Origin of the sequence: Streptococcus sp. HMSC070B10, from assembly GCF_001808665.1 — a bacterium.
In the GTDB taxonomy this organism is placed as follows: Bacteria; Bacillota; Bacilli; order Lactobacillales; family Streptococcaceae; genus Streptococcus.
In genome coordinates, this window is record NZ_KV794148.1 from 103,684 (window position 1) to 127,228 (window position 23,545).

General features: G+C 41.4%; 20 protein-coding genes. 4 read left to right on the forward strand and 16 right to left on the reverse strand.

Annotated elements, in window-relative coordinates; all coding sequences use genetic code 11:
• Positions 1–113 precede the first annotated feature (113 nt).
• Entirely contained in the window at positions 114–290 is a 177-nt protein-coding gene (rpsU, locus tag HMPREF2613_RS01305) for a 30S ribosomal protein S21 (RefSeq protein WP_000048054.1), read from the reverse strand.
• A 163-nt stretch (positions 291–453) separates the two neighbouring features.
• Positions 454–1,161: a glucosamine-6-phosphate deaminase gene (locus tag HMPREF2613_RS01310; RefSeq protein WP_070478418.1), complete on the reverse strand. Its 708-nt coding sequence runs from the start codon at positions 1,159–1,161 to the stop codon at positions 454–456.
• Positions 1,162–1,311: 150 nt separating this feature from the next.
• Here HMPREF2613_RS01310 and queA point away from each other — a divergent pair, with 150 nt between their 5' ends.
• Both queA and HMPREF2613_RS01325 read left to right on the forward strand, forming a co-directional pair.
• On the forward strand, positions 1,312–2,340 hold the full coding sequence (queA, locus tag HMPREF2613_RS01315; RefSeq protein WP_070478420.1) for a tRNA preQ1(34) S-adenosylmethionine ribosyltransferase-isomerase QueA: 1,029 nt from the start codon (positions 1,312–1,314) through the stop codon (positions 2,338–2,340).
• 567 nt (positions 2,341–2,907) lie between these two features.
• The gene (locus HMPREF2613_RS01325; RefSeq protein WP_070478455.1) at positions 2,908–3,516 is read left to right on the forward strand and encodes a hypothetical protein; all 609 of its coding nucleotides are present in this window, start codon (positions 2,908–2,910) and stop codon (positions 3,514–3,516) included.
• Between the two features lie 113 nt (positions 3,517–3,629).
• Here the strand turns inward: HMPREF2613_RS01325 and HMPREF2613_RS01330 are convergent, their stop codons facing one another.
• The 6 genes from HMPREF2613_RS01330 to HMPREF2613_RS01355 all read right to left on the reverse strand — a co-directional run bounded on the left by HMPREF2613_RS01330 (position 3,630) and on the right by HMPREF2613_RS01355 (position 8,596).
• Positions 3,630–3,806 (reverse strand): hypothetical protein, encoded by a 177-nt coding sequence (locus HMPREF2613_RS01330; RefSeq protein WP_070478426.1) that lies wholly within the window; start codon positions 3,804–3,806, stop codon positions 3,630–3,632.
• A 91-nt stretch (positions 3,807–3,897) separates the two neighbouring features.
• Positions 3,898–4,758 (reverse strand): YihY/virulence factor BrkB family protein, encoded by an 861-nt coding sequence (locus tag HMPREF2613_RS01335; RefSeq protein ID WP_070478428.1) that lies wholly within the window; start codon positions 4,756–4,758, stop codon positions 3,898–3,900.
• A gap of 27 nt (positions 4,759–4,785) precedes the next feature.
• Positions 4,786–6,840, reverse strand: coding sequence for a cation:proton antiporter (locus HMPREF2613_RS01340; RefSeq protein ID WP_070478431.1), 2,055 nt, complete (start codon positions 6,838–6,840; stop codon positions 4,786–4,788).
• Positions 6,841–6,851: 11 nt separating this feature from the next.
• Positions 6,852–7,106 (reverse strand): hypothetical protein, encoded by a 255-nt coding sequence (locus HMPREF2613_RS01345; protein ID WP_000361085.1) that lies wholly within the window; start codon positions 7,104–7,106, stop codon positions 6,852–6,854.
• A complete protein-coding gene (locus HMPREF2613_RS01350) occupies positions 7,099–7,656 on the reverse strand; it encodes a tRNA 5-(aminomethyl)-2-thiouridylate-methyltransferase MnmM (protein WP_049486756.1) in 558 nt (185 codons plus the stop codon). Before HMPREF2613_RS01350 ends, HMPREF2613_RS01345 begins: the two co-directional genes overlap by 8 nt.
• Positions 7,640–8,596 carry a tRNA modification radical SAM protein MnmL/YtqA gene (locus HMPREF2613_RS01355; protein ID WP_049486757.1) on the reverse strand — a complete coding sequence of 319 codons (957 nt, stop codon included), beginning with the start codon at positions 8,594–8,596 and terminating at the stop codon, positions 7,640–7,642. The genes HMPREF2613_RS01350 and HMPREF2613_RS01355 overlap by 17 nt, the downstream gene beginning before the upstream one ends.
• Before the next feature lie 91 nt (positions 8,597–8,687).
• Here HMPREF2613_RS01355 and HMPREF2613_RS01360 point away from each other — a divergent pair, with 91 nt between their 5' ends.
• Positions 8,688–9,047, forward strand: coding sequence for a DUF3397 family protein (locus HMPREF2613_RS01360; protein WP_004269933.1), 360 nt, complete (start codon positions 8,688–8,690; stop codon positions 9,045–9,047).
• 179 nt (positions 9,048–9,226) lie between these two features.
• Here HMPREF2613_RS01360 and bgaA read toward each other — a convergent pair whose 3' ends face one another.
• From bgaA to miaA, 6 genes are all read right to left on the reverse strand, one after another.
• Positions 9,227–16,465 (reverse strand): LPXTG-anchored adhesin/beta-galactosidase BgaA, encoded by a 7,239-nt coding sequence (gene bgaA, locus HMPREF2613_RS01365; RefSeq protein ID WP_070478433.1) that lies wholly within the window; start codon positions 16,463–16,465, stop codon positions 9,227–9,229.
• Between the two features lie 242 nt (positions 16,466–16,707).
• Complete coding sequence (locus HMPREF2613_RS01370) at positions 16,708–17,463, reverse strand: SDR family NAD(P)-dependent oxidoreductase (protein ID WP_070478435.1); 756 nt, start codon at positions 17,461–17,463, stop codon at positions 16,708–16,710.
• A 20-nt stretch (positions 17,464–17,483) separates the two neighbouring features.
• Positions 17,484–18,413 carry a ribonuclease Z gene (gene rnz, locus HMPREF2613_RS01375; RefSeq protein ID WP_070478437.1) on the reverse strand — a complete coding sequence of 310 codons (930 nt, stop codon included), beginning with the start codon at positions 18,411–18,413 and terminating at the stop codon, positions 17,484–17,486.
• 14 nt (positions 18,414–18,427) lie between these two features.
• Positions 18,428–19,051: a cystathionine beta-lyase gene (locus HMPREF2613_RS01380; RefSeq protein ID WP_070478439.1), complete on the reverse strand. Its 624-nt coding sequence runs from the start codon at positions 19,049–19,051 to the stop codon at positions 18,428–18,430.
• Positions 19,044–20,282, reverse strand: coding sequence for a GTPase HflX (hflX, locus tag HMPREF2613_RS01385; protein WP_070478441.1), 1,239 nt, complete (start codon positions 20,280–20,282; stop codon positions 19,044–19,046). The genes HMPREF2613_RS01380 and hflX overlap by 8 nt, the downstream gene beginning before the upstream one ends.
• Complete coding sequence (miaA, locus tag HMPREF2613_RS01390; RefSeq protein ID WP_070478444.1) at positions 20,275–21,159, reverse strand: tRNA (adenosine(37)-N6)-dimethylallyltransferase MiaA; 885 nt, start codon at positions 21,157–21,159, stop codon at positions 20,275–20,277. Before miaA ends, hflX begins: the two co-directional genes overlap by 8 nt.
• A gap of 120 nt (positions 21,160–21,279) precedes the next feature.
• On the opposite strand from miaA, the gene HMPREF2613_RS01395 reads away from it, so the two are divergent.
• Complete coding sequence (locus HMPREF2613_RS01395; protein ID WP_001051780.1) at positions 21,280–21,450, forward strand: DUF3042 family protein; 171 nt, start codon at positions 21,280–21,282, stop codon at positions 21,448–21,450.
• A gap of 50 nt (positions 21,451–21,500) precedes the next feature.
• On the opposite strand, the gene HMPREF2613_RS01400 is transcribed toward HMPREF2613_RS01395, so the two are convergent.
• Positions 21,501–22,340, reverse strand: coding sequence for a thymidylate synthase (locus HMPREF2613_RS01400; protein WP_070478446.1), 840 nt, complete (start codon positions 22,338–22,340; stop codon positions 21,501–21,503).
• Positions 22,341–22,435: 95 nt separating this feature from the next.
• A complete protein-coding gene (locus HMPREF2613_RS01405; RefSeq protein WP_020902451.1) occupies positions 22,436–23,395 on the reverse strand; it encodes an ROK family glucokinase in 960 nt (319 codons plus the stop codon).
• Between the last annotated feature and the right edge of the window lie 150 nt (positions 23,396–23,545).

The window sequence follows — 23,545 nt, forward strand, 5'->3', positions numbered from 1 at the left end:
TGACGAAGTCAGTTACATATACCTACGGCAAGGCGACGTTGACATGGTTTGAAGAGATTTTCGAAGAGTATTAAAAGAAAAAAGACTAGATTTCTCCAGCCTTTCATTTCTAATTAGAATTTTTTACGTTTACGAGCTGCTTCTGATTTACGTTTACGTTTTACAGAAGGTTTTTCATAGAATTCACGTTTGCGTGTTTCTTGAAGAGTACCAGCTTTAGTAACCGCACGTTTGAAACGACGAAGTGCGTCGTCAAGAGATTCATTCTTACGTACTACTGTTTTAGACATTTTTTTCACTCCCTTCAAGTTCAAGATCTATTCTATTTTACACGTAAAAGGAATAATTGTCAAGAAAAAATCCGGTTTAATTTTGATTTTTTCTTCCATTTATACAAGTTATACAAGTCTTGAAAGAATCAATTAAATAGAGAAACTGAAAGAGTTCATTTTTTTATTTTTCTAACAAGCTGAGCGCTTCAGCATCTGCAATGATGGTCACATCAGGGTGATTTTGGAGGCTACTTGCTGGTAGGTTCTCAGTCACTGGGCCAGACACTGTTCCTGCAATGGCTTCTGCTTTCGACTCACCATAAGCAAATAGAAGGATTGACTTGGCATCCAAGATATTTTTAATCCCCATTGAAATGGCTTGGGTTGGGACGTCTTCAATCTTGTCAAAGAAACGTGCGTTTGCTTCGATAGTAGACTTGTCAAGTTCTACAAGGTGAGTTTGACTGTCAAATGGAGTACCGGGTTCATTAAATCCGATATGTCCATTGCGACCGATTCCCAAGATTTGGAGGTCAACTGGATGGTCAGCCAAAATTTGGTTGTAGCGTTCAACTTCAGCTTCAGCATTGTCCTTAACTCCACGAGGTAAGAAACTTTCTTTAAATGGTTTTTGGTTAAACAAGTTTTCTTGCATGAAGTAACGATAAGACTGTGGGTTGTCCCCATCAAGGCCTACATACTCATCAAGGTTGACACTGGTTAGATTTGAAAAATCAAGGTCACTCTCAACAATTTTCTTGTAAAATTCAAGTGGGCTACTTCCTGTCGCAAGTCCTAGTGTTTGAGCTCCATTGGCCAATTTTTCCTTCAAAATCTCAAAAGCAACTTTTCCACCTTCGATTTGGTTTTCAACTTTAATAACTTTCATCTTTTTATCCTCCGTTTCAATCTATATTTATTATATGGTATAGACCAATTTTTGTCAAGTGAAAACGATTTAATTTCTAAAAAAAGAGCGACTATACTTGAAACATGTTATAATGGATAGGATTAGAACTTAGAAAGAATGAAAAGATATATGAATACAGCTGATTTTGATTTCCACTTACCCGAGGAATTGATTGCCCAAACGCCCCTTGAAAAACGAGATGCTTCTAAACTCCTCATTGTCAACCGTGAGACTGGAGAAATGCAGGATAAACACTTCCACTCTATTATTGATATGCTGGAACCTGGTGACGCCCTTGTCATGAACGATACCCGCGTTCTCCCTGCCCGCCTCTATGGTCAAAAGGAAGAAACTGGAGGTCATGTGGAACTTCTCCTGCTTAAAAATACTAGTGGAGATGAGTGGGAAGTTCTGGCTAAACCTGCCAAACGCCTCAAGGTCGGTACTCGTGTCAGCTTTGGTGATGGTCGCCTCAGCGCTGTCGTTACGGAAGAATTGACCCACGGGGGCCGCATTGTCCGCTTTGAGTACCAAGGAATTTTCCTAGAAGTTTTGGAAAGTCTAGGAGAAATGCCGCTACCTCCTTATATCCACGAAAAACTGGATGACCGTGAACGCTATCAAACCGTTTACGCCAAGGAAAGTGGCTCTGCTGCTGCACCGACTGCTGGATTGCACTTCACCAAAGAACTGCTGGCAGAAATCCAAGCTAAAGGTGTTCATCTGGTCTATTTGACTCTACATGTCGGGCTAGGAACCTTTAGACCTGTTTCTGTGGATAATCTGGACGAACACGAAATGCACTCAGAATTCTACCAGCTTTCTGAGGAAGCAGCTGCCACCCTTCGCACTGTTAAGGAAAATGGTGGTCGCGTCATTGCTGTCGGAACCACTTCTATCCGCACCTTGGAGACTATTGGTTCCAAGTTTGATGGACAAATCGAAGCAGATTCTGGCTGGACCAATATCTTTATCAAACCTGGTTACGAATGGAAAGTTGTCGATGCCTTTTCAACCAATTTCCACCTGCCAAAATCAACTCTGGTCATGTTGGTTTCTGCCTTTGCAGGCCGTGAATTAGTCTTAGATGCCTACCACCATGCCATCCAAGAACACTACCGCTTCTTTAGTTTTGGTGATGCCATGTTTATCTATTAATTTTCATAATCAAAAAAGCGCATATTATCAGGCATTATCCTTTGGTGCTCTAAGCTTTTCTAATGTAGACAGTCGCAAAAAAGTCTGAAAAGCTCTCAGAATTGCCGTCTCAGCACCAAAAATACGTGAAATTTGCATAATTAAAATAAATTTCAGGGGGAGTTATACAAAAAAACGACGATTTAAATCGTCGTTTTACTGATATAAATATGTAATCTTTTTTTGAAAATACGTCTATTTATTTTTTATTGTTTTTTATTGTAAAGTAGACCCAACCGAATGAACATAGGTTGTAGAAAGCAAATGAAAAAACTGCAAGGATGATAGATCCTGTATCTAAATAACCTCTTTCAAGACCGTTTTTCAACAACAACAAGCCTGTAGTTTCGACAACGATCAAAAATAAAAATATATAAAAAATTTTCACATTAAGCATATTGTTACCGCCTTCTTTTTATTTGGTTTTATTGTATAATAAAAGTTGAAAAAAATCAAAAATACAAAAGAGTTCCCGTTATGTCTAAGATGTTTAAATGCATGTGTTTGCTAGTTATGTCTGTTTTCTGTATGTCTAGCATTTCCCCGTCGCTTGTTGTTTTTGCTGATGATAGCTTATCGGCAAACTCTAAAGTTGTATCTGGTGAGGCTCAGTTTGAGAATGGCTCATCAGTGCGGTTCGGAGATGCGCAAGTAAATATTTTAAGCGATGAAGTTCTTGAGGTTGTCAATCCAGATGGAAGTGTAGACACTATTGAACGACGTGCTGACGGCGTCTATATCAATGGGGTATTTTATATGGCTTATCAAAAGAATGAAATCGACCTAAATATATCTTTTAGATCATACGATCCTAATGTTTGGAATTACGTCAACACAATATATGGGAATAAACAAGCTAACACATTCGCTAACTTCATGATTGGTTCTGGAATAAGTTATGCGATTGGTAAAATAGCTTCTGTATTAGGGGGTCCATGGGGTACAATAGTTGGTGAAGCATATTTTGGTATACAAGCTTATCAGTCTTACTTGGATTCACAAAGCCCGTATCCATACTACATAACAAGTACTTATATCCATGTTGCTCAAAGAAAATGGAAGTTTATCACTGAATACTATAGAAACTCAGACTATACTGGGTATGTAAAAACCGAAACAACCTACGTGAATTTCTAAAATAAAAACCCTGCCTAGATATAAAGGCAGGGTTTATGTTTTAGTTAATTGTTCAAGTAATTTGTAAGCATAATACTTGCGAAATTCTATTTGTTCAAGCGGGTCAAAAGTTCTTATTTTTTAGCCTCAAGCTTAGCTCTCCTTTGCTTGATTTCTTCACGTTTTTGGGCGATTTCTGCTTGCACCTCGGGAGTTTCCAAAGTGCCTTGCGACTTGTGAAATTCTACTAGCATATCAACGATTTTTGGGTCTAATTCGTTGACATAATCAGGATTTGACCATTTCGGCACGTTGCTTGCAGGTGCTTGCTTTTTGCCGCCTTTTTGGGGTCAGTACACATCAACCTTGATATTATGCGTTTTGTAATGAATTAAAAATTCGTTAGTCTGTTCTCAAACTCGGATCTTTCAAACTCTGCACACTGGCATTGATCACCGCTCCGACAATCAAAATCTTAGCGATGAGAATAAACCAGAACATCATGACCACCACGACGATGGAACTGAAAAAACGGACATCCACGAGGTGATTGACATAGTTATTGACATAGACTGAAAAGATATTAAGTAATAAAATCAGAGTCAATAAGACAAAGGTGCTACCTGGCAATACATGTCGAATTCGTCTCACCTTAACATTGGGCAGGAAATAGTAAAGCATAACCAAGATGGCAAAAATTAAGGCATAGACCAAGGGGCCTGTCAGATCCTGCAGGTAATCAAATAGGGGACTATCTGATTTCCAGTAACTTTTGATGAGGTTGAGGAGCATACGGCCAAAAACACTCAGAAAGAGAGCAAGAGCAAAGAGAATCTGCAAGCCGAAACTGACAAACAAACTCATAAGCTGATGGGAAATCATTCCACGATTTTTTGCTACTCCGTAAGCTTTATTAAAGGCTTTCTGCAGAAAATTCATGGATTTTGAAAAGGTCCAGAGGGCTGACAAAACTGCAAAACTCAACAAGCCTGTTGAAGGTTGAGTCAGCACCTCTGTAATAATCTTTGCGACCACATCATACATGGTTTCCGGCAAAAATTCATTGACAACCTTTAAAAAATTGGAAACTGGAATCTGAAAATAAGGGAGGATATTGACCACCACCAAAAGCAGAGGAAAAATCGAAATCAACCAATAGTAGGCTACTGCGACACTGGTCAATTCACTATCCGAGGCTTGATAATAATGCAAAAAAGCTTTTAATAAAGGCTTGTCTATCAGCTCTTTCCACCACTTCTTCATATCACACTCCTTTACTTACAATCTTGATTAATTTCTTCTTACCAATTCCATCATATCATAAGGGAGGGTATTGGCAGCTTCCTTCAAGGAATAGTTCTCTAAGTTATTCACATTTTGCCGTAATTTCTTGGCATACTTGGTCGTAATCAATCGTTTTTCTTCATATTCGAAAATCAATTTACGCTCCAGATAATAGCCTCTCAGCATTTCATCGATATTGTTGGGCTTGACGCGATTGATAACCCGTTCAACAAAGGCACCACTGGTGATGATAGCTGTTTCTCGGAGACGAGAATCCTGCATAAAGCTAATCAAGGAACTCTTATAAACCCCTTTTAGATTCTCCAAACTTTCGATAATCATCTCTGTATTTTCTAGATAGAGCTCTGCAATTTGGTCATAGTCAAGGGCTCTGAGTTTCTTAGATTCTTCATTTTTCCAACTGCGGAAGGTCTTTCCAAAGGTAAAGACTTCGTGAAGGAGAAAACGTAAAATCCGCAAGGAAACAAGGAAATAATAAGTCAATCTTGAAGCAAACTTGCGATTGATACCTTGTTCCATGTTTTTCAGATAACGTTGGTAGACCCGATAAGCACGCTCACTCATCTTGCCTTCTTCGTAAGCCTGTTCTAAACCATCACTTTCAATACTGAGGATGAGAAGTTTCAAGGCCTCCCAGTCTTCTTGAGCGTCCTTATTTTCTTGACTCAAAATGAGATTTTCAATACGTCCATGGTAATTGTCAATAGCCGCATAGAGGGGAAGTTTATTTCTGGTATCTTCCAACTCTTTTTCCAACTCTAGCGTTACTTCATTCAAAATAGCGATATGCATGAGATAGTCCTTGCTTTCTTCCTGTTCATCAGAAAGATGAGGCAAGACCAAGAGACCTGTTAAAAAGCTTACCAGCGTCACACCTGCGACAAGGAAAAGTAAGAGAGGATACTCCTGCTCTAGATTACTTGGTATCAGAAGAATCGTAGCAATCGACACCGTTCCCTTGACACCTGAAAAGGTCAAAAGAAGCATGTCCTTCATATACTTATTTAGCTTTTTCTTGAGACGTCTAGTCCTATAGGCATAATAGCCATAAATCATGACAAAACGAATAGCAAAGAGGACAAAGGTAAGGGCTATAAGAGATACAAATAACAGTAAGGGATTATAGATTGGATTGGTCAAGATAGGCTCTGCTATCATTTCCAACTCCATCCCTAAAATCACAAAGACTGAACCGTTGAGCATAAAGTTCACTGTGTGCCAGACCGTCTCGGTCACCGTGTCCACTTGGGCTTCGAGGAGCGTAATTTTCTTAAATCGGCTTGCCTTTAAAATGCCAGCAACCACAACAGCAATAATTCCTGAAACATGGACTTCTTCTGCCAGGAAGAAAGTCACCAGAGGCAAACTCAATTCTAATAAAAGTTCGCTGGCAATATCCGTTGCTCTCACACTTAGCAAGAAGCTATGGAGGAAACGGTTAGTCATGGCTGTTAAAAAGCCAATCAAAAAACCGCCTAGGATTGAAAAGATGAGCGAACTACTTGCTTGCCCAAGGGAAAAGGCTCCAGTTGTCCAAGCTGTCAAAGCTACCTGAAAGGCAACCAAACCTGATGCATCATTCAAAAGTCCTTCACCCTTAAGGATATTGGACACGCGCTTAGGAAAGCTAAAGCGCTCCGAAAGAGAGGCAAAGGCCACCAAGTCCGTAGGGCCAAGGGCTGCCCCAACAGCCAAGCAAGCCGCCAAGGGAAGACTGAGCCAAAGAAAATGGGCCAAGCCACCCAAACTCAGGGTCGAGATGAAAATCACTGGAAATATGAGATAAACAATGATTCGCCAGTGTTTTAAAATAGCCGTAATATCTGCTTCCTCCGACTCTCGGAAAAGCAAGGGCCCGATAACCAGAGCCAAAAACAACTCTGTATTGAGGTGAAAGTCGGTATTGGGTAAAAAGAGACCAATCACGATTCCCAAAAGAATTTGCACCAAAGGGAGAGGTAAAAAGGGCAGGAGCTTATTGGTTGTACTTGAGACAATCAAGACCAGTAAAAATAGGATGAGGTAAATCAGTAATTCCACGCACGTCCTCCTTAATCTTTTTTACAACAAGATTCAAATATCTCCTTCTGCTCTTTGATTTTTTGGTCAATCTTGGAACAATCCTTGTGCTCAATTTTTCTCTGGCACCGTTCCATTTCAAGAGCAACTAATTTTTTCTTGATTTTAAGCATTTTTTTGCTCATATGTGCTTGATCTAACACCCCCACCGCTCGTTCGTGGTGGGTTGATTCAACAAAATTCTGGCGCATGGCATCCAGCTTTTCACGTAGGTATTGTTTATCCATGTCTATATCTCTCTAATTTTTCAATCATCACTAAAAATGGTGGGTTGTTGACTTGGTTTAAAGTTCGGTAAATGGCAGCTGTGTACTCTTGTTGGTTCAACTGACTGACAAAATCCAAGACAGCATCCCTCTCGAGGTCGCCTCCTTCATGTCCATAGTAGATCATGATGGCAATCCGTCCCCCTTTGACAAGCAAATGACACAGCTTTTCTAAGGCTTCAATCGTTGTCTGAGGTTGGGTAATGACTGACTTATCAGCTGACGGCAGATAGCCCAGATTGAAAATTCCTGCCTTGGCTTCTGTCACAAACTGGTCCAGTGTCTCATGGCCTTGCAAGATTAACTGGGCATTTGTCAGGCCAGCTTGGTTCAAACGCTCTTGCGTCTTTTCCAAGGCTTGCTCCTGAATATCAAAGGCATAGACTTGCTTAGCTAGCTTGGCTAGAAAAAGCGTGTCATGACCATTTCCCATGGTTGCATCCACTACGATATCATCCTGAGTTACAACCTCAGCTAAAAAATCATGTGCCATTTCAAGTGGTCTTTTCATTTTCAAACTCCTGTTTTACAGCCTTGCATCCTTGAACGCTTCCACGACGTCTCATTTCAGTTTCAATAGCATTTAGAACTTCCCATTTATTGAGGCTCCACATCGGCCCAATCAGCATATCTCTAGGTGCATCTCCCGTGATTCGATGGATGACGATATGTTTGGGAATGATTTCCAGTTGGTCACAGATGACCTTAACATATTCGTCCTGACTCATCAGTTGTAAGCGTCCCTCATGGTAATCCCGTTGCATACGTGTATTTGTCATGAGGTGAAGCAAGTGCAGTTTAATTCCTTGAATATCGTTATCCGTAACACAGCGGCGGACATTTTCAATCATCATCTCATGGGTTTCACCAGGCAAACCATTGATCAAATGGGAAACAATCTCAATTTTTGGATATTTCCTCAAACGCTTGACCGTTTCCACGTACAATTCATAGGAATGGGCACGGTTAATCAGGTCAGAGGTTGCTTCATAAGTAGTCTGCAAGCCCAATTCAACCGTCACATGCATGCGCTCCGACAACTCAGCCAAATATTCGATGGTTTCGTCTGGTAAACAGTCTGGCCGTGTTCCGATATTGATTCCTACTACACCTGGCTCATTGATGGCCTGCTCATAGCGTTCCCGAATGATTTCCACCTTTTCATGGGTATTGGTAAAATTCTGAAAATAAACCAGATACTTCTGAACATCTGGCCACTTGCGGTGCATAAAGTCAATTTCCTTATAAAATTGCTCACGAATAGGCGCATCTGGTGCCACAATGGCATCTCCAGAACCGGAAACCGTACAAAAAGTACAGCCCCCATGAGCCACAGTTCCATCACGATTGGGACAGTCAAATCCCGCATCAATAGGGACTTTAAAGGTCTTTTCTCCAAAGAGTTTTCGATAATAATCATTCAAGGTGTTATAAGATTTCATAACTTTCATTATAACAAAAAACAACCACAATCTCAAAAGCCTGACTTTCCTATAAATTCCTCTGTTTCTCGTTTCCATTAGCGATTTTTTATGATACAATATGGATATGATTTTAATGAAATTAGCATCTATTTTATTATTGATACTGACCTTAGTAGTCTGCATTATCATAACCAAACTTTTTAGATTAAAAAAACTAGGACGAAACTTTGCGGATTTGGCTTTTCCAGTCTTGGTATTTGAGTATTACTTGATTACAGCTAAAACCTTTACCCATAATTTCCTCCCTAGACTAGGCCTAGCCCTCTCTCTCCTAGCCATTATTCTCGTTTTTTTCTTCCTTTTGAAAAAACGTAGCTTTTACTATCCTAAATTCATCAAATTTTTCTGGCGTGCAGGATTCTTATTAACCCTTGTCATGTATATCGAGATGATTGTTGAATTGTTCTTAATGAAATAATTGAATCCCTAAACATTTTCTAGGGATTTTTGCTTTCTCTACAAAATAAGGTAGATAATAACACTATACAATTTTATACAAAGAAAATCCCTTAGAAACTTATATTCCAAGGGATTTATCTTCTATCTAAGACAAGAGTTTCTCTCCACTCTTTAATGATAACGAAAGTATCAAAATTTCTAGTCTTCTTTTTTACCTTTAGTGGCTACTAATCCTGCACTCAAACAGAGTAGAGCTAAACCTGCTGCTACTGTTTCTTGGCTTGTCACACTACCTGTATTTGGTAACTGGGCTTTATTAGTTTGACTAGCTTCACTTGGAGCAATTGGTTTTGTTTCTGCTTTTTCTGACACTTGTGGTTTTGTATCTACCGGCTGTACTGGTTTCGTTGTTTCACCAGCTGTACCGACTTCTATGATGCGATCCTGAGCCATAACTTTATCATAGCTATCCTTTTCAGTTCGCTTACCATTTTCAACCTCGATTAAGTGAACACGGACTCCTTGTCTTCCTTCTTGGAGGACTCGAGTTTGACCTACTGGAAGTTTATCGTTCTTTTGTTCCTGAACTTTGAAATCGATTGTTTCTTCTTCAATTACAAGTTCTGGTCTGTTAAGCACAAGATTCTTCACTTCGTCTTCTGGAAGAGAAGTGCCTGGGTTGATCCCCACTTCCACGATACGATCTTGTGCCGCAACTTTATCGTAAGTTTCTTTAAGCTGACGTTTTCCATTTTCCACTTCAATCAAGTGAACACGGACGCCTTGTTTTCCTTCTTGGAGGACACGGGTTTCACCTAGATACAACTTATCAGACTTACGCTCCTGAACCTTGAAGTCAATGGTTTCTTCTTCGATTACAAGTTCTGGTCTGTTGAGGACAAGATTCTTCACTTCATCTTCTGGAAGGGCGGTGCCTGGTTTCGTTCCAACCAAGACGATGCGGTCTGTCGGTGCCTCTACCACTTCATGGAGTTTTTCTTCCTTACTTCCATCAGAATTAATTGCTGTAAAGATACGTTCCTTACCAACTTTTCCTTCTTGTTCTACACGAGTCTCACCTAGATAAAGTGTTGAATCTTTTTTCTCAACTGTCTTGTAGGCCAAATCGTTTTCAACAAATTCAAGTTTTGGAAGTTCCTCCTGTACAGCAGCAACTGTCTTCTCAGAAACTGGTTTTTCCTTAGTCAACTGGATACGGTATTCCTTAACTTGTTTTCCACTTTCTGAAACGAGGCGAACAAGTACTGGAAGGCTGTCTTCTCCACTATCTACAACTGTTGAAGCTACTTGATTGGTTTCTTCAACTGAGACTTTTGGACGTTGACCTTTATAGGTAATTTGATAATCTTGACGATTTTCAGCGAAATCAGCAAGTTCTTTTCCATCTACAAGAATCTTCGATTGAGTACTTTCTTGAGGCAATTCGCTTGGTGCAAGGAAGGTCATCTCAATCATCGCAACACCGCTCTTATCTGCTTTACGCTCCATACGCCATCTCATGGCTTTAGCTTTGACAGCTTTAAATGTTACGTTGATTTCATCACCAGCTGCAATGTCTTTATCCACACGATAAGGAACAGCTTCCCAATTTTCTGGATTGTTAAATGGATGGCCTGATTCGTATGCTTGGTAGTTTGAATAGTAGGTCGGCACTTCAAAGTCTGGGCCAATATAACGTTCCAAAACAAGTTTAGATGGTGCATCTGTACCACTATCTGCAAAGAAGTGAAGTTTGGCTTGCGCAACAGTCCGCTCTACAATCTTACCATTTTCACGGAAGATGACGCCTGCTGATACTTCTGGATTGGTAGACGGTCTTGCAGACCAGTTTGTCCAACGACGATTTTCAGAGTGATCTCTATCATTGATATAGTCTACACGGTCATGAGAACTGTCGTCAATATCATTAGTTGCTGAAGCAAAGGCCTGGTTACTGTTTTCATCATAGTTAGGGTTATCTGAAAGAGCCTCACCAAGTTTGTCTGTCACTCTTACAGTGAACTCAGCAGTAAGATTGCTACCAAGGACACGACCTCGAACAGTAAATTGACCTGCTTTTGTCAGATTTTCTGCTGGAACTTCTTCCCATTCAACTGTCAGGTCTTTTGTTTCGTAGCCGTCTTTACCTGTGAAGTATACCGGAACCTTAGTCGGCAATTCAAGTGGTTGGCCTAGTTGCAACAAGCGAGCTTGTTTAACCGCAGCAACTGGTTTACGAGAAAGTAAGTCTTTATCCTTAGTGAAGTGCAGACGGTATTCTCCTAATATGTCGCCATTTTCAGCTTTCGCGATGACACGAACTGGCTCACCTTCACGAACACTTGGAACGACGGTAGCGAGACCATTGTTGCTAACACTTGCTGTGACTGCGGGAACTTTTCCATCTACAGACTCAAGGTAGTAGTCTGTCAAATCAGGGTTGAAGTTTGCTAAGTCTTTGCCGTCAACTTGGATTCTTGTTTGTCCTTGTTTGGCTGCCGCAACTTGTTTCGCAAAGATTTGTACTTCTGTAATAGACGTTCCAAGTTTGTTGTCTGCTCTCACCATACGAATACGGACAGCATAGGTTTCAACTTTATCAAAGCTAAAGTGGTTCATTTCTCCAGCCTTGAGTTGAGCTGGAGCTTTGAGATTGCTTACCTCTTTCCAGTTTGCAGGATCGTTAAAGACATGTTCTTCATTACCTACAAAGCTAGGGTTTTTAGGAGCTGTTGGAACAGTCTTACCAACATAATACTCAATCACATAAGACTTCGGTGCACCAACTCCATGGTCTTCGTGGAATCCGACACTTAGATTATCAACTGAACGTTTGCTCAAGATACCTGAATCTCCGAACAGGACACCAACTGAAGCTTCTGGATTACTGCGATTCCAGTTTGTCCAACGATTGGCTGGTCGGTCGTTAAAGGAAATCAATTTATCGTTGACATTTGAAACAGGGTCGGTTGGATTTGAGTCTGAAGCAAAGGCAAGTGGCAATTCTGAACCGGTCCATTGGTCAGAAATGTTTGCACCTTGCTCAGTTTGAGCAGATACTCGAACATGAAGTTTAGTTGTTAATTGAGTACCTTCTAAGCGACCATTAACTGTAAAGACACCTTCCTTAGCGTATTGCTCTGGACGAATCGCATCCCATGCAACTTTAGCTGATGAAACGTGGCCATTTGAATCATATGTACGAACGCTTTCTGGTAATTGTGGTGCTTCTGCGATTGGAGTTGTTACACTGACTTCTTCAACTGAAACAATGCCTTCTACAGATACTTTAGCACGCGCTTCCAAGTTAATTCCTTCAACTTTACCTAACACTTCAAAGCTTTGATAGTGGTCTAGTTTTTCTTTCGGAATAGCTTGCCAAGTGACTTTGTGAGCTTTAGGGAAACCTTTGTCATACTCAACCGTTACTGTTGACGGAAGAGTAGGTTCTTGGTGTAAATCTGTCACTACATTTACAGGACGGATGGATTGCGCAATCTTCTTCTCAGTATTGGCTTGTATAGTGAGATTGATTTGACCTGTAGCACCCTCATATTCAGCTTTCAGAGTGACTGCTCCTGGTTTATGCAACTCAAGCATTCCTTTTCGGACTGCAACTTCCCCTTCGCCGCTTGTAGAGAAGGTTACCTTATCAGCTGGTAATACAGCTTGCGTTCCATCTTGATAGTGAGCTCGAACCGACAATTTGACTGTTTGGTCTTCTTTAAGACCGTTAGCTTTTTCCACTTGCAAGTTCAAATGGTCAATTTTTGGTGCTTCTTCTAGGAATTGAATTGCATAGGTTTGAAGTGGGCCACCATCTTTAGGCTGAACAAAGATGCTTGCACGCATGCCGTTTGCTGCGCTTGCTTGAAGAACTGTAACATCAGCATTTTCAGCACTTGCTGTGACTTCTGGCAATTGGGCACCATAAGCTAGAGTACGATATTGCATTGGTTGTTGACTAGTAAGGCCTGTTACTGCTTCACCTCCAACAGTTACAGTTGGCACTGCAGGTGCTGCAGCATTTCCTTCTTCTACCACAAGGGTTGCATGAATAGTTTCTCCAGCTAACTGACCAGTCATTTGAATACGTGATCCAGCTACTGACAGTTTGGCTTTATCTGCTTCCGCAATCTTCCAGCTATCAACTTCGTACTCTTGTACACTTCCATCGGTTACAAGTATTGACACATATTTATCTACAGTGTTCAAGTCTGCTCCTGGAGCAATACGTTTAACTGTTGGTAATTCTTTCGCAATTGCTAGAACTTCAACTCGAGCCTCTACCTCACGTCCATTTGCTGTACCTTTAGCAGTCACAACTCCTGCTTGACTAACATCGACTTGAGACCAAGTTACTGGAAGTTTTTCACGACTACCATCGCTGTATACAAAACCTACTGTTTTCGGCATTTTTGGTTCTTTACCGATTAATGTACGAACTCTTGCTACTTCTGTACCCAAAACAGTCTTCTCTTGTCCTTCTTTTTTACCAGTAAAGACAGTTACTTGACTAGATTTCAAGAGATCTGAATGGGCTGTCAGTGTGAATTTACCTGCTTGTTCAGTTGATTTGACAATGGCAACACCTTTACCATTAAATGCTTTACGAATCCAAGAACCATCTGCTTGCGCCTTATAGCGTTCACGGCTGGCTTGTTCCCCGTTATCGACACCGACAAGTTGGCCTTGTCCGTGCAATTGGAAGCGAACCAGATTATTGGCAGTTGGTACTACATTCCCTTGGCTGTCAACAATTTCATAGTAGATATATGTCAAGTCTTTTCCATCTGCTGCGATTGCATGATCTTCCTTGATAAGACGAACAGCCGCTGGCTTACCAGCAGTCGTAATCTTGTCACGTGCAATTTCTTTACCAGCTTCATCACGAGCAATTGCTTCCAAGGTACCTGGTTGATAAGCAACTTTCCATTCAAGATAAAGTTCATTAGCATTAACACCTTCTTGGTAAGTGCGTCCATCGCTAGTTTGTTTTTTGTTGAAAGTCTTCAGACCAAGAGATTTTCCATTCAAGAACAATTCTACACTTGCAGCATTAGAATAAGCACGTACAGGGATTTTATTTTCCGCGTCTGCTACATTGTCTATCAACTCTTTGTTTTCCCAGTTCCAGTGAGGAAGAAGGTGAACCATTGGTTTTTTCTTTGCAGAAACCCATTGACTTTGGTAAAGATAAAAGTCGTTTTTTGGAATACCTGCAGTATCTACGATACCAAAATAAGAGCTTTTAACCGGCGTGTTGTTTTGGTTGTGCCATGGAGTTGGTTCACCGATATAGTCCGTACCTGTCCAAATGAATTGACCAGCATAGCCAGCATTGTCACGGTCAAATGTCCATGAAGCAGTTGCCGTTTTACCCCAACCAACACGGTCATTTCCATAATCTGACTGTTCATAGTTACGCCATGACTGATTACTTTGTACCCACTCACGCTCTGGGTGGAAGTAACTTCCTCTTGTACGCGTTGCTGAAGATGTTTCTGACCCATAAATCAACCAGTTCGGATGCTTAGCTCTAAGGGCTTTGTAATTATCTTCAGAGTAGTTAAATCCAACAGCATCGAGTTCATCAGCAATTTTTTCATGCCCACCACTACCATTACCGAAACGGAACTTATCTGCTCCCATGGTAACGTAACGAGTCTTATCAACATCCTTGATAACTTTGACTAGACGTTTAACAGTCGCTAGAGAATGGGGATCCCCATTTGCTTCACCGATTTCATTTCCGATTGACCACATAAAAACAGCAGGATTATTTTTGTCTCTCTCTACCATAGTACGTAAATCGTAGTCGGACCATTTTTCACCTTTTTTAGCCTCGGGATGGGTAGCATCCTTTTCAAAGAAACGACCATAGTCATAAGGTTTCTTTCCGCCATACCAAGTATCAAAGGCCTCTTCTTGAACAAGTAAGCCAAGTTCAGCTGCAATCTGTAAAGTCTGAGGACTTGCTGGGTTGTGAGTCGTACGAATCGAATTCACCCCCATTTCCTTCATCTGTTTCAGTCTACGGTACTCAGCCTTGTAGTTTTCTTCTGCTCCAAGCGCTCCGTGGTCATGGTGCAAGGAAACTCCATGGAATTTAATGCGTTCACCATTCAAAGAGAAGCCCTCATTTGGAGTCCAGTTATAGTAACGGTAACCAAACAGATCCTTCTTAGCATCAACTAATTGACCGTCCCGGTAAACACGTGTAACTAATTCATACAAGGCCGGTTTGTCATTTAAAACGGTCCAGAGTTTTGGTCTTTCAACTTCTAAGATCGCATCAAGACTAGTTACTTCATGTGCTTTCAAGGTACGGCTCTCTGTACGTACTAGACCTGTCACAGCCTGACCACCACGTTCAACGATTTGATATTCTGCTACAAGTTGATGGTCTTTGTCGTCTGTATTGACAATTTTGCTGGTCACATGAGTTTCAACCTTGCCATGTTGTTGTTCTTCAAGTTTTGGTGTTAAAATAGTTGTCCCATTTTTCTCAACATGAACCTTATCTGTCACTTGTAAAGTCACATCACGGTAGATACCACTTCCTGAATACCAACGGCTGCTTGGCTGCTTGTTGACCGCATGAACAGCAATTACATTCTCACGTCCATCTTTGTTCAAATATTTAGTGATATCATATGAAAATTGGTTATAACCATTTGGATAATGACCCACTAACTGACCATTGACATAAACTTGAGAATCCATGTAGACGCCATCAAAAGTAAGGCGAACATTTTTCTTGAGGTCTTTTTCATCTAGTTTGAAAGTCTTGCGATACCAAGCTTCTCCACCGTTAAGCTGTCCACCTTCATTTTGTGCAGGAGATTCATGATCAAAATCGTTAAAGATACTCCAGTCATGCGGTAAATCTAATTTTTTCCACGTAGATACATCTGCATCCGGTTTAATGGCTTCCTTAGAATTTGCATTGAGTTTAAAGTGCCAATTTTGGTTAAAATTCACTTTTCTGTCTTCAATCATTTGGTTGACTTCTTCATTGGTCACAGCTTTAACATCTTCCTTGAGCGGTTTTTCTTGACTTGAAGCTTGTGATTCTATCTTTGGAGCTTTTTCTTCAGATTTTGAAGATGCTTTTTCCTCTTTTGGAGTCACTGCTTCATCTTCTTTCTTCTCAGATGAAATAGATTCAGTGGCACTAGGTTGTTTTTGTGCTGTACTTTCGATAACATTTTTAGTTTCCAAAGCTTGATCAACCTTTTCTTCTACTATAGGATTTTCCTCTTTAGGTTTCTCAGCAGTACGAGTAATAGGTGTTTCATCCGCATTAACTACAGATTCTCCAGCTATATTTCCTGCGAATAGAACTGCACAAGTTCCAATCATTACTGAGCAAGCTCCTACAGCAAATTTACGAATGCTATAGACTCTTTTACGATTCCAATGGCTTTTTTCCATAAAATCCTCCTTTTAGTAATCGCTTTCATTTTTATGTGAGCGATTACTTTTAATAGTCTTTTACCCTTATTTTATTAAATAATATAGGAATTTTCAATACTCTAGCATATAAAATAATATTTTTGATTGTTTTTTCTAAAATTTGTAGAAGAATTAAAAATCTGAATGTAGTTTTAAAAGAAAAACATTCATTAACATTTAAATTAAAAAAAGTAAAAAAGTCCCTTTAAAAGGAACTTCATCTATTTATAATTAAAGATTCCCCCTGCCAACTTATCAGCTAGCTTGGGAAAGAAGGTGTAAAACTTATGGGCTAGGTTCAACAAAACTGGGAGATTGAGTTCTCGTTTATTTTTTCCTATAATCTTGACAATCTTTTTAGCCACTGCATCTGGTTCCAGCAGGAAGCGTTCAACCGACTTGAGATAGCTTCCATCTGGGTCGGCTTGGTCGAAAAATCCTGTACGGATTGGTCCTGGATTGACAGTCGTTACGTAAATACCATAAGGCATCAGTTCGAGGCGTAAGGCATTTGAAAAACCAATAGACGCAAACTTGGTAGCTGAGTACAGACTGGACTTGCCAGTAGCGATCAAACCTGCCATGCTAACAATATTGATGATATGGCCTTTTCGGCTTTCCTTCATACGAGATGCAAGGCGACGAGACAGATTCATCAGGGCAAAAGTATTGACCTCGAACATCTGGTGAATATCTTGGTCAGAAATCTGGTCAAATTCCTCCAAAATCCCATAACCAGCGTTATTAATCAAGACATCAATCTTTCCATAGCGGAGATAGAGGTCTGCTACCAGAGTTTCTAGGGCTGAGTCATCGGTAATGTCAATTTCAATTAATTCTGCATGGGGATGATTTCCGTAGAGTTGAGCTAATTTTTCCTTATTTCTACCAAGCAAGATGAGCTGGTCATCTGGCAGGAGTTTAACCATTTCTTGGGCTAGACCCCCGCTAGCTCCGGTAATAAGAATCGTACGCATACTTATCCTTTCTCAATCTTTTAGATTTCCACTTCTTCCAAGTCTTTGACCACATGCACATTTTCAAAAATTGTAGCCGCATCTTTCTTGAGTTTGCTGATATCTTTTGAGAGGAAACGAGCACTGATATGGTTGAGCAAGAGGCGTTTGGCTCCTGCTTCTACCGCTACTTGTGCAGCTTGCATGTTAGTAGAGTGGCCATGGTTACGAGCAATTTTTTCATCACCCTTGCCATAAGTCGATTCATGGACTAGGACATCGGCATTGACAGCCAGACGCACACTAGCATTGGTTTTTCTCGTATCGCCTAGAATGGTAATAATCTTACCAGGACGTGGCGCTGAGATATAGTCTGCTGCTTTGATTTCAGTACCGTCTTCGAGAACAACGTCCTGACCGTTCTTGATTTTTCCAAAAAGTGGGCCAAATGGGACACCAGCAGCCTTGAGTTTTTCAGCATCTAGCGTTCCTTCTAGGTCCTTTTGCATGACACGATAGCCAACGCAGAAAATAGTGTGGTCCAACTCTTCTGCATACACAGTGAATTTATCAGTCTCAAGGATTTTCCCAAGGGAATCTTGGTCAAACTCATGAAAATGAATGCGGTAGGGCAGACGAGAACCTGACACACGAAGACTGGTTAAGACAAATGATTTGATCTCTTGCGGTCCATAGATTTCCAAATCTGTCTGCTCTTCATTGGCTTGAAAGGCACGACTCGAAAGGAAACCTGGCAGGCCAAAAATGTGGTCTCCATGCAGGTGAGTGATAAAGATTTTGCTGACCTTGCGTGGTCGAATCGTTGTTTCCAGAATGCGATTTTGCGTTCCTTCTCCACAATCAAAGAGCCAAACTTCGTTAATCTCATCCAAGAGTTTCAGGGCGAGACTTGAAACATTGCGGGCTTTAGAGGGCTGACCAGCCCCTGTTCCTAAAAATTGAATATCCATTCGATACTTTCTAATTAATCAATATATAACATGGCTGTGCGGTTTTCCGATCGGAAATAGCGCTTGCCAGAAAAAGCAGTAGCTTCTTGCAGTAAATCCTCTTGGCTGTAGCCTTTAAGACGCTTACGACCATCAGCCAAGCTTTCTAAATCAGTCAAAGCCGTGAGACTCTCCGCGCTGACAACTTCCTCATCCCCGACAGGCTTCATGTAAATCTTTCCAGACTCCTCAAAGACTAGCTGATGGGGGAAAATTTGCGCAATCTCAAAAAGCAAGTCTTCTGAAATAATCTCTTTATTTTCAGAGAAAATTCGACCCAGACCCTCACTCTCATAGCAAAAACCAAAGGATTTACCAGACAGATTGAGCCGAATAAAAGGCTTGTTTTCGAGAGTGAAACTTGGCTCAGCATTGTAGAAATTCAGTTCCTGACTGACTTCTGCAAAATAATCCGTCGCAGCCTCAGGACTTTTTTTCTGGTAGAGTTCTGCAAAATAGGCATTGACCACACTTGGCGGAGGAGTAATCAGTGCCAACTGCTCCTGTTCTGTTTTACCAGCTAGAAGTTGATCCAGATAGACCTTATCCAGACTTGTATAACCTCCATACTTTAGAGCCAAAGTTTTAATATCAGTCATAAAATTCTTCTAACCTCCATTTATTTTTTTCAGAAATGTAGCCTGTAATGACTTCCCCATCATCTTGATAGTCCCGCTCTTCCAGAATCGCAACACTTTCTAGATCATGAATCTTGTAGGATTTTGAAAAAGGTACGCGCAGAGTAAATCTCTCAAAAATCTCCTTGATTTTCTCTAAAAACAGAGCCTGCAAGTTCTCACGACTATCCTCAGACTTGGCAGAAATGAGGGCATATGGCGTTTGGGTCGGCGTAAAGTCCTCCACCAAATCCGCTTTATTATAAAGGGTCAGGCGAGGAATATCTTCCATGTCCAAGTCTTTCATGATGGACAAGACTGTTTTTTCATGCTCCTCGTGGTAAGGATTGCTGGCATCGATAACATGAACCAGAAGATCCACATGCTTGCTTTCTTCCAAGGTTGACTTGAAACTGGACACCAACTCTGTCGGCAAATCTTGGATAAAGCCAACCGTATCAGTTAAAGTCACTTGGAGATTGCCACCCAGATGGATACTCTTGGTTGTCGCATCCAGAGTCGCAAAGAGCTCGTCCGCTTCATACTGGGTCTTACTGGTCAAGGTGTTCATGATAGTTGATTTCCCAGCATTGGTGTAACCAATCAAACCAATCTTGAAGGTGCTTGACTCCAAACGTTTTTCTCTGACAGTCGCCCGATTTTTCTCAACCACCTTGAGCTGGCGCTCGATATCCGTGATTTGGTTGCGAACGCTACGACGGTTCAGCTCCAGCTGGCTTTCACCAGGTCCACGGGAACCAATTCCCCCTGCCTGACGACTGAGCATAATCCCCTGACCAACCAAGCGGGGCAAGAGGTACTTGAGCTGGGCAAGATGAACTTGAAGTTTCCCTTCATGACTTCGAGCCCGCATGGCAAAGATATCCAAAATCAACTGCATACGGTCAATGACCTTGACACCGAGAACTTCTTCTAGATTGACATTTTGCCTTGGGGTCAGACGGTTGTTGACGATGACAGTGGTGATTTCTTCTGCATCCACCATGAGCGCAATCTCTTCCAACTTACCAGAGCCGACGAAGGTCTTGGAATCATATTTTTCACGTTTTTGTCTGTAGCTATCTACAACGACTGCCCCAGCTGTCTTAGCTAGACTGGTCAATTCTTCCATGGAGAGGTCAAAATTATCCATGCCCTGGAGTTCAACTCCAATCAGCAGGACTCGTTCCTCTTTTTTCTCCGTTTCAATCATCTAAAAACTCCTCTATCTGGCTTAAAATGCGGTCCTCCACGCCAGGCTCTCCTATCTGATAAAAGGTGACCTGCATGCGATTACGGAACCAGGTCAGCTGACGCTTGGCAAAACGGCGAGTCGCCTGCTTGAGACTCTCACTGGCTTCTTCCAAGGATTGCTCTCCACGGAAATACAGAAAGAGTTCCTTGTATCCAATACCTTTAGCAGCCTGCACATCAGGGTAATGGTCAAAGAGCCACTTGGCCTCATCCAAAAGCCCAGCCTCAAACATCAAATCCACTCGATGATTGATTCGTTCATAAAGCTGACTACGCTCATCATCCAAGCAGATAATCAGCGGTTCATACAAGATCTCTTGATTTTCCAAATCCTGACCAAAATGGGCTATTTCCAAGGCACGCATAGCACGACGACGATTAAACTGGGGAATCTCAAGGCCTGCTTGCTCCACCAGATAGGCTAATTCCTCATCTGTATAAGGCTCCAAACTAGCCCGATAAGCCAAAATCTCCTCGTGGGGAGTCTCCCCACCTAGATGGTAGCCTTCTAATAAGCTCTGGATATAAAGCCCAGTCCCACCAGCTATAATGGCTAGCTTGCCACGGCTGTGAATATCCTCAATAGCCATCTTAGCTTCTGAAACAAAATCAAAAGCCGAGTAAGACTCGGTTACCTCTCTAACATCGATTAAATGATGGGGAACAGCTACCTGCTCTTCTGGACTAGCCTTAGCCGTCCCAATATCAAGTCCTCGATAGACTTGTTGGCTATCTCCACTAACCACTTCGCCATTAAAACGTTCGGCCATTTCAATGGCTAGAGCCGTCTTTCCAACTGCAGTCGGTCCAACAATCACAATTATTTTTGTTTTCATCTTTTTTCCTTGAAAAATTCCCATTTTTTCGTTACTATTATTATAACACAAAAAGGTCAGTCAGAAAAATGTGACCTCTTGAGGAGGCTGGCTGATTGAGAATATGAAGGAGGAAGACTCATGGCTAAAGGATTTGCTAAAGGTCTTGTAACAGGTGTCGCAGGAACTGTCGCTGCCGTCGCAGGTGCAGTATACGCATTTAAAAAGAAAGTGATCGAACCAGAAGAGCAAAAAGCAGCTTTCATCGAAGAAAACCGTAAAAAAGCAGCTCGTCGCCGCGTATCACGTTAAAAAACAAAAGAAGTTGGGATTCATTGTCTCAACTTCTTTTTTCTATTCTTTTAAATAGCTAGGTCAAACTTCAACTGCGGCTTAACAGGGTCATAATCCACCAACTCAAAGTCTTCTGCTTTGATATCAAAGAAATTAGTCCCATCTGGCACATTCAAAACCAAACGTGGTTGGCAGTTTGACGGCTCACGTCGAAGCAATTCCTGAGCTTGTTCAAATTGATTGTCATAGATATGGAGATTATTGATAAAGTAGAAGAACTTACCAACCTTCCAGCCAAAATGTTTGGCAATCATCATTTGAAGAGCTACGTACTGCATAGCATTGATGTGGTGGGCCACCAACATGTCATTCGAACGCTGGGTCAAGGTCGCATCCAGATAGATTTCCCCATCTACACGGCGGACATCAAACATGGTCTGAAAGGCGCATGGGAGGAGGCCGTCCGTCTCCTCAAAAGCTTGATAATCCCAGAGAGAGATAATATTGCGGCGGTTCCAAGGGTTGGCTTCCAACTGCTTGAGAAGCTTATTGATGATGTCGTGTTTCTTAACGACCGCCCCGTAACGCTCACCAATAGTTCCCGTATCCCCCACTTCCCAGTCATTCCAGTAGTGAACATTGTACTTGCTATTCAGCACTTCTAAGCTATTAGACTGATCTTGGTAAATCCAGAGCACTTCCTTGATGGCGGATTTGATTGCAATGGGACGCAAGGTTGTAATGGGGAATTCCCCCTTTGCCAAGTCATACTCGGCAAAGGCACCCGTTACGTACTTAGAGTTGGCAACAGTCCCATCCTTGTACTTGGGACGGGCCTGCTCAGAAAAGACACCGTCTTTGAGGATTCGTTCAATATTTGCTTTAAAAATCGTATCTGCTTTTGTCATTTTCTCACCTCATTTATTGTCCTAATTAGTATAGCATAAAAAAAGAAAGGAGGAAAATTACTCGCTTCTGGAAAGCAATTTTCTCCTTTTTTATTTTATTGCAATACAAGTGATGCTGCTCCGATAACTCCAGCATCATTTCCTAGAGTTGCAAGAGCCAATTTTGTTGTTGTGCGTACTTGTGGGAAGGTATTTTCGTCGTAAACCTTTTGAACACCTTGTAGAAGGAATTCCCCTGCAGCTGATACACCACCACCGATGACGATTGTTGATGGGTTGAGGATTGAACCGATGTTGGCACAAGCGATTCCCAAGTAACGTGAGAAGTTACGATAAACGATCAAAGCAAGGTCGTCTCCTTCTTTTGCAAGGTCAAAGACAGTCTTAGCAGTTACTTCTTCTCCGTTATCAATCAAGCGTTTCAAGGCTGCATCGCCTTCGTATTCATCGGCATAGCGACGAGTCAAGTTGACAATCCCTGTTGCAGAAGCGACTGTCTCAAGGCAACCTTTCTTCCCGCAAGTACATGCGATTGGTTGGTCAAAGTCAACAGTAATGTGCCCAAGCTCACCTGCTGCACCAGCAACACCGTGAAGCAATTTTCCTTCAGCGACGATACCGCCACCAACACCTGTACCAAGTGTCATAAAGACAACATCTGGTTGGTTATCTCCAGCACCCATCCAACGTTCACCAAGAGCAGCTACGTTGGCATCATTATCGATGAAGAATGGAATGCCCAAGGCTTTTTCAATCTTTTCTTTGATTGGTTGAAGTGTTTTCCAGTTGAGGTTGTAGGCACCGATAACAGTCCCTTTTTCACGGTCAACCACACCTGGTGATCCCATTCCGATACCTTGGAAGTCTGCTGCTGCCAATCCAAGCAAGTCCAAACGATGTTGAATAGACTCAATCATATCATCTACGATATGACTTCCCTCATCCAAAATGTTGGTCTTGATAGACCATTTTTCTTGGATTTCTCCTGCTGTTGTCAAGATTGCAAACTTGATAGATGTACCACCAAGGTCAATCCCAATAATCTTTTGACTCATCGTCTTCTCCTTTTTAATTGAAAATGCTTACAGATATAGTATAACAAAATCGTTAGATTTGTGCAAAGCTTTGCATGAAAAAGTTACATCTAATAATTAATAACTATTTATCCCCTAGTTTTTGAATTGCATAGTTTGCTTCTTCTTTTG

What these genes read in the sequence shown, in the direction of transcription:
- rpsU (WP_000048054.1), bottom strand. Translation starts at nt 290, where the DNA reads ATGTCTAAAACAGTAGTACGTAAGAATGAATCTCTTGACGACGCACTT.
- HMPREF2613_RS01310 (WP_070478418.1), bottom strand. Translation starts at nt 1,161, where the DNA reads ATGAAAGTTATTAAAGTTGAAAACCAAATCGAAGGTGGAAAAGTTGCT.
- queA (WP_070478420.1), top strand. Translation starts at nt 1,312, where the DNA reads ATGAATACAGCTGATTTTGATTTCCACTTACCCGAGGAATTGATTGCC.
- HMPREF2613_RS01325 (WP_070478455.1), top strand. Translation starts at nt 2,908, where the DNA reads ATGTCTAGCATTTCCCCGTCGCTTGTTGTTTTTGCTGATGATAGCTTA.
- HMPREF2613_RS01335 (WP_070478428.1), bottom strand. Translation starts at nt 4,758, where the DNA reads ATGAAGAAGTGGTGGAAAGAGCTGATAGACAAGCCTTTATTAAAAGCT.
- HMPREF2613_RS01345 (WP_000361085.1), bottom strand. Translation starts at nt 7,106, where the DNA reads ATGGATAAACAATACCTACGTGAAAAGCTGGATGCCATGCGCCAGAAT.
- HMPREF2613_RS01350 (WP_049486756.1), bottom strand. Translation starts at nt 7,656, where the DNA reads ATGAAAAGACCACTTGAAATGGCACATGATTTTTTAGCTGAGGTTGTA.
- HMPREF2613_RS01355 (WP_049486757.1), bottom strand. Translation starts at nt 8,596, where the DNA reads ATGAAAGTTATGAAATCTTATAACACCTTGAATGATTATTATCGAAAA.
- HMPREF2613_RS01360 (WP_004269933.1), top strand. Translation starts at nt 8,688, where the DNA reads ATGGATATGATTTTAATGAAATTAGCATCTATTTTATTATTGATACTG.
- bgaA (WP_070478433.1), bottom strand. Translation starts at nt 16,465, where the DNA reads ATGGAAAAAAGCCATTGGAATCGTAAAAGAGTCTATAGCATTCGTAAA.
- HMPREF2613_RS01370 (WP_070478435.1), bottom strand. Translation starts at nt 17,463, where the DNA reads ATGCGTACGATTCTTATTACCGGAGCTAGCGGGGGTCTAGCCCAAGAA.
- rnz (WP_070478437.1), bottom strand. Translation starts at nt 18,413, where the DNA reads ATGGATATTCAATTTTTAGGAACAGGGGCTGGTCAGCCCTCTAAAGCC.
- HMPREF2613_RS01380 (WP_070478439.1), bottom strand. Translation starts at nt 19,051, where the DNA reads ATGACTGATATTAAAACTTTGGCTCTAAAGTATGGAGGTTATACAAGT.
- hflX (WP_070478441.1), bottom strand. Translation starts at nt 20,282, where the DNA reads ATGATTGAAACGGAGAAAAAAGAGGAACGAGTCCTGCTGATTGGAGTT.
- miaA (WP_070478444.1), bottom strand. Translation starts at nt 21,159, where the DNA reads ATGAAAACAAAAATAATTGTGATTGTTGGACCGACTGCAGTTGGAAAG.
- HMPREF2613_RS01395 (WP_001051780.1), top strand. Translation starts at nt 21,280, where the DNA reads ATGGCTAAAGGATTTGCTAAAGGTCTTGTAACAGGTGTCGCAGGAACT.
- HMPREF2613_RS01400 (WP_070478446.1), bottom strand. Translation starts at nt 22,340, where the DNA reads ATGACAAAAGCAGATACGATTTTTAAAGCAAATATTGAACGAATCCTC.
- HMPREF2613_RS01405 (WP_020902451.1), bottom strand. Translation starts at nt 23,395, where the DNA reads ATGAGTCAAAAGATTATTGGGATTGACCTTGGTGGTACATCTATCAAG.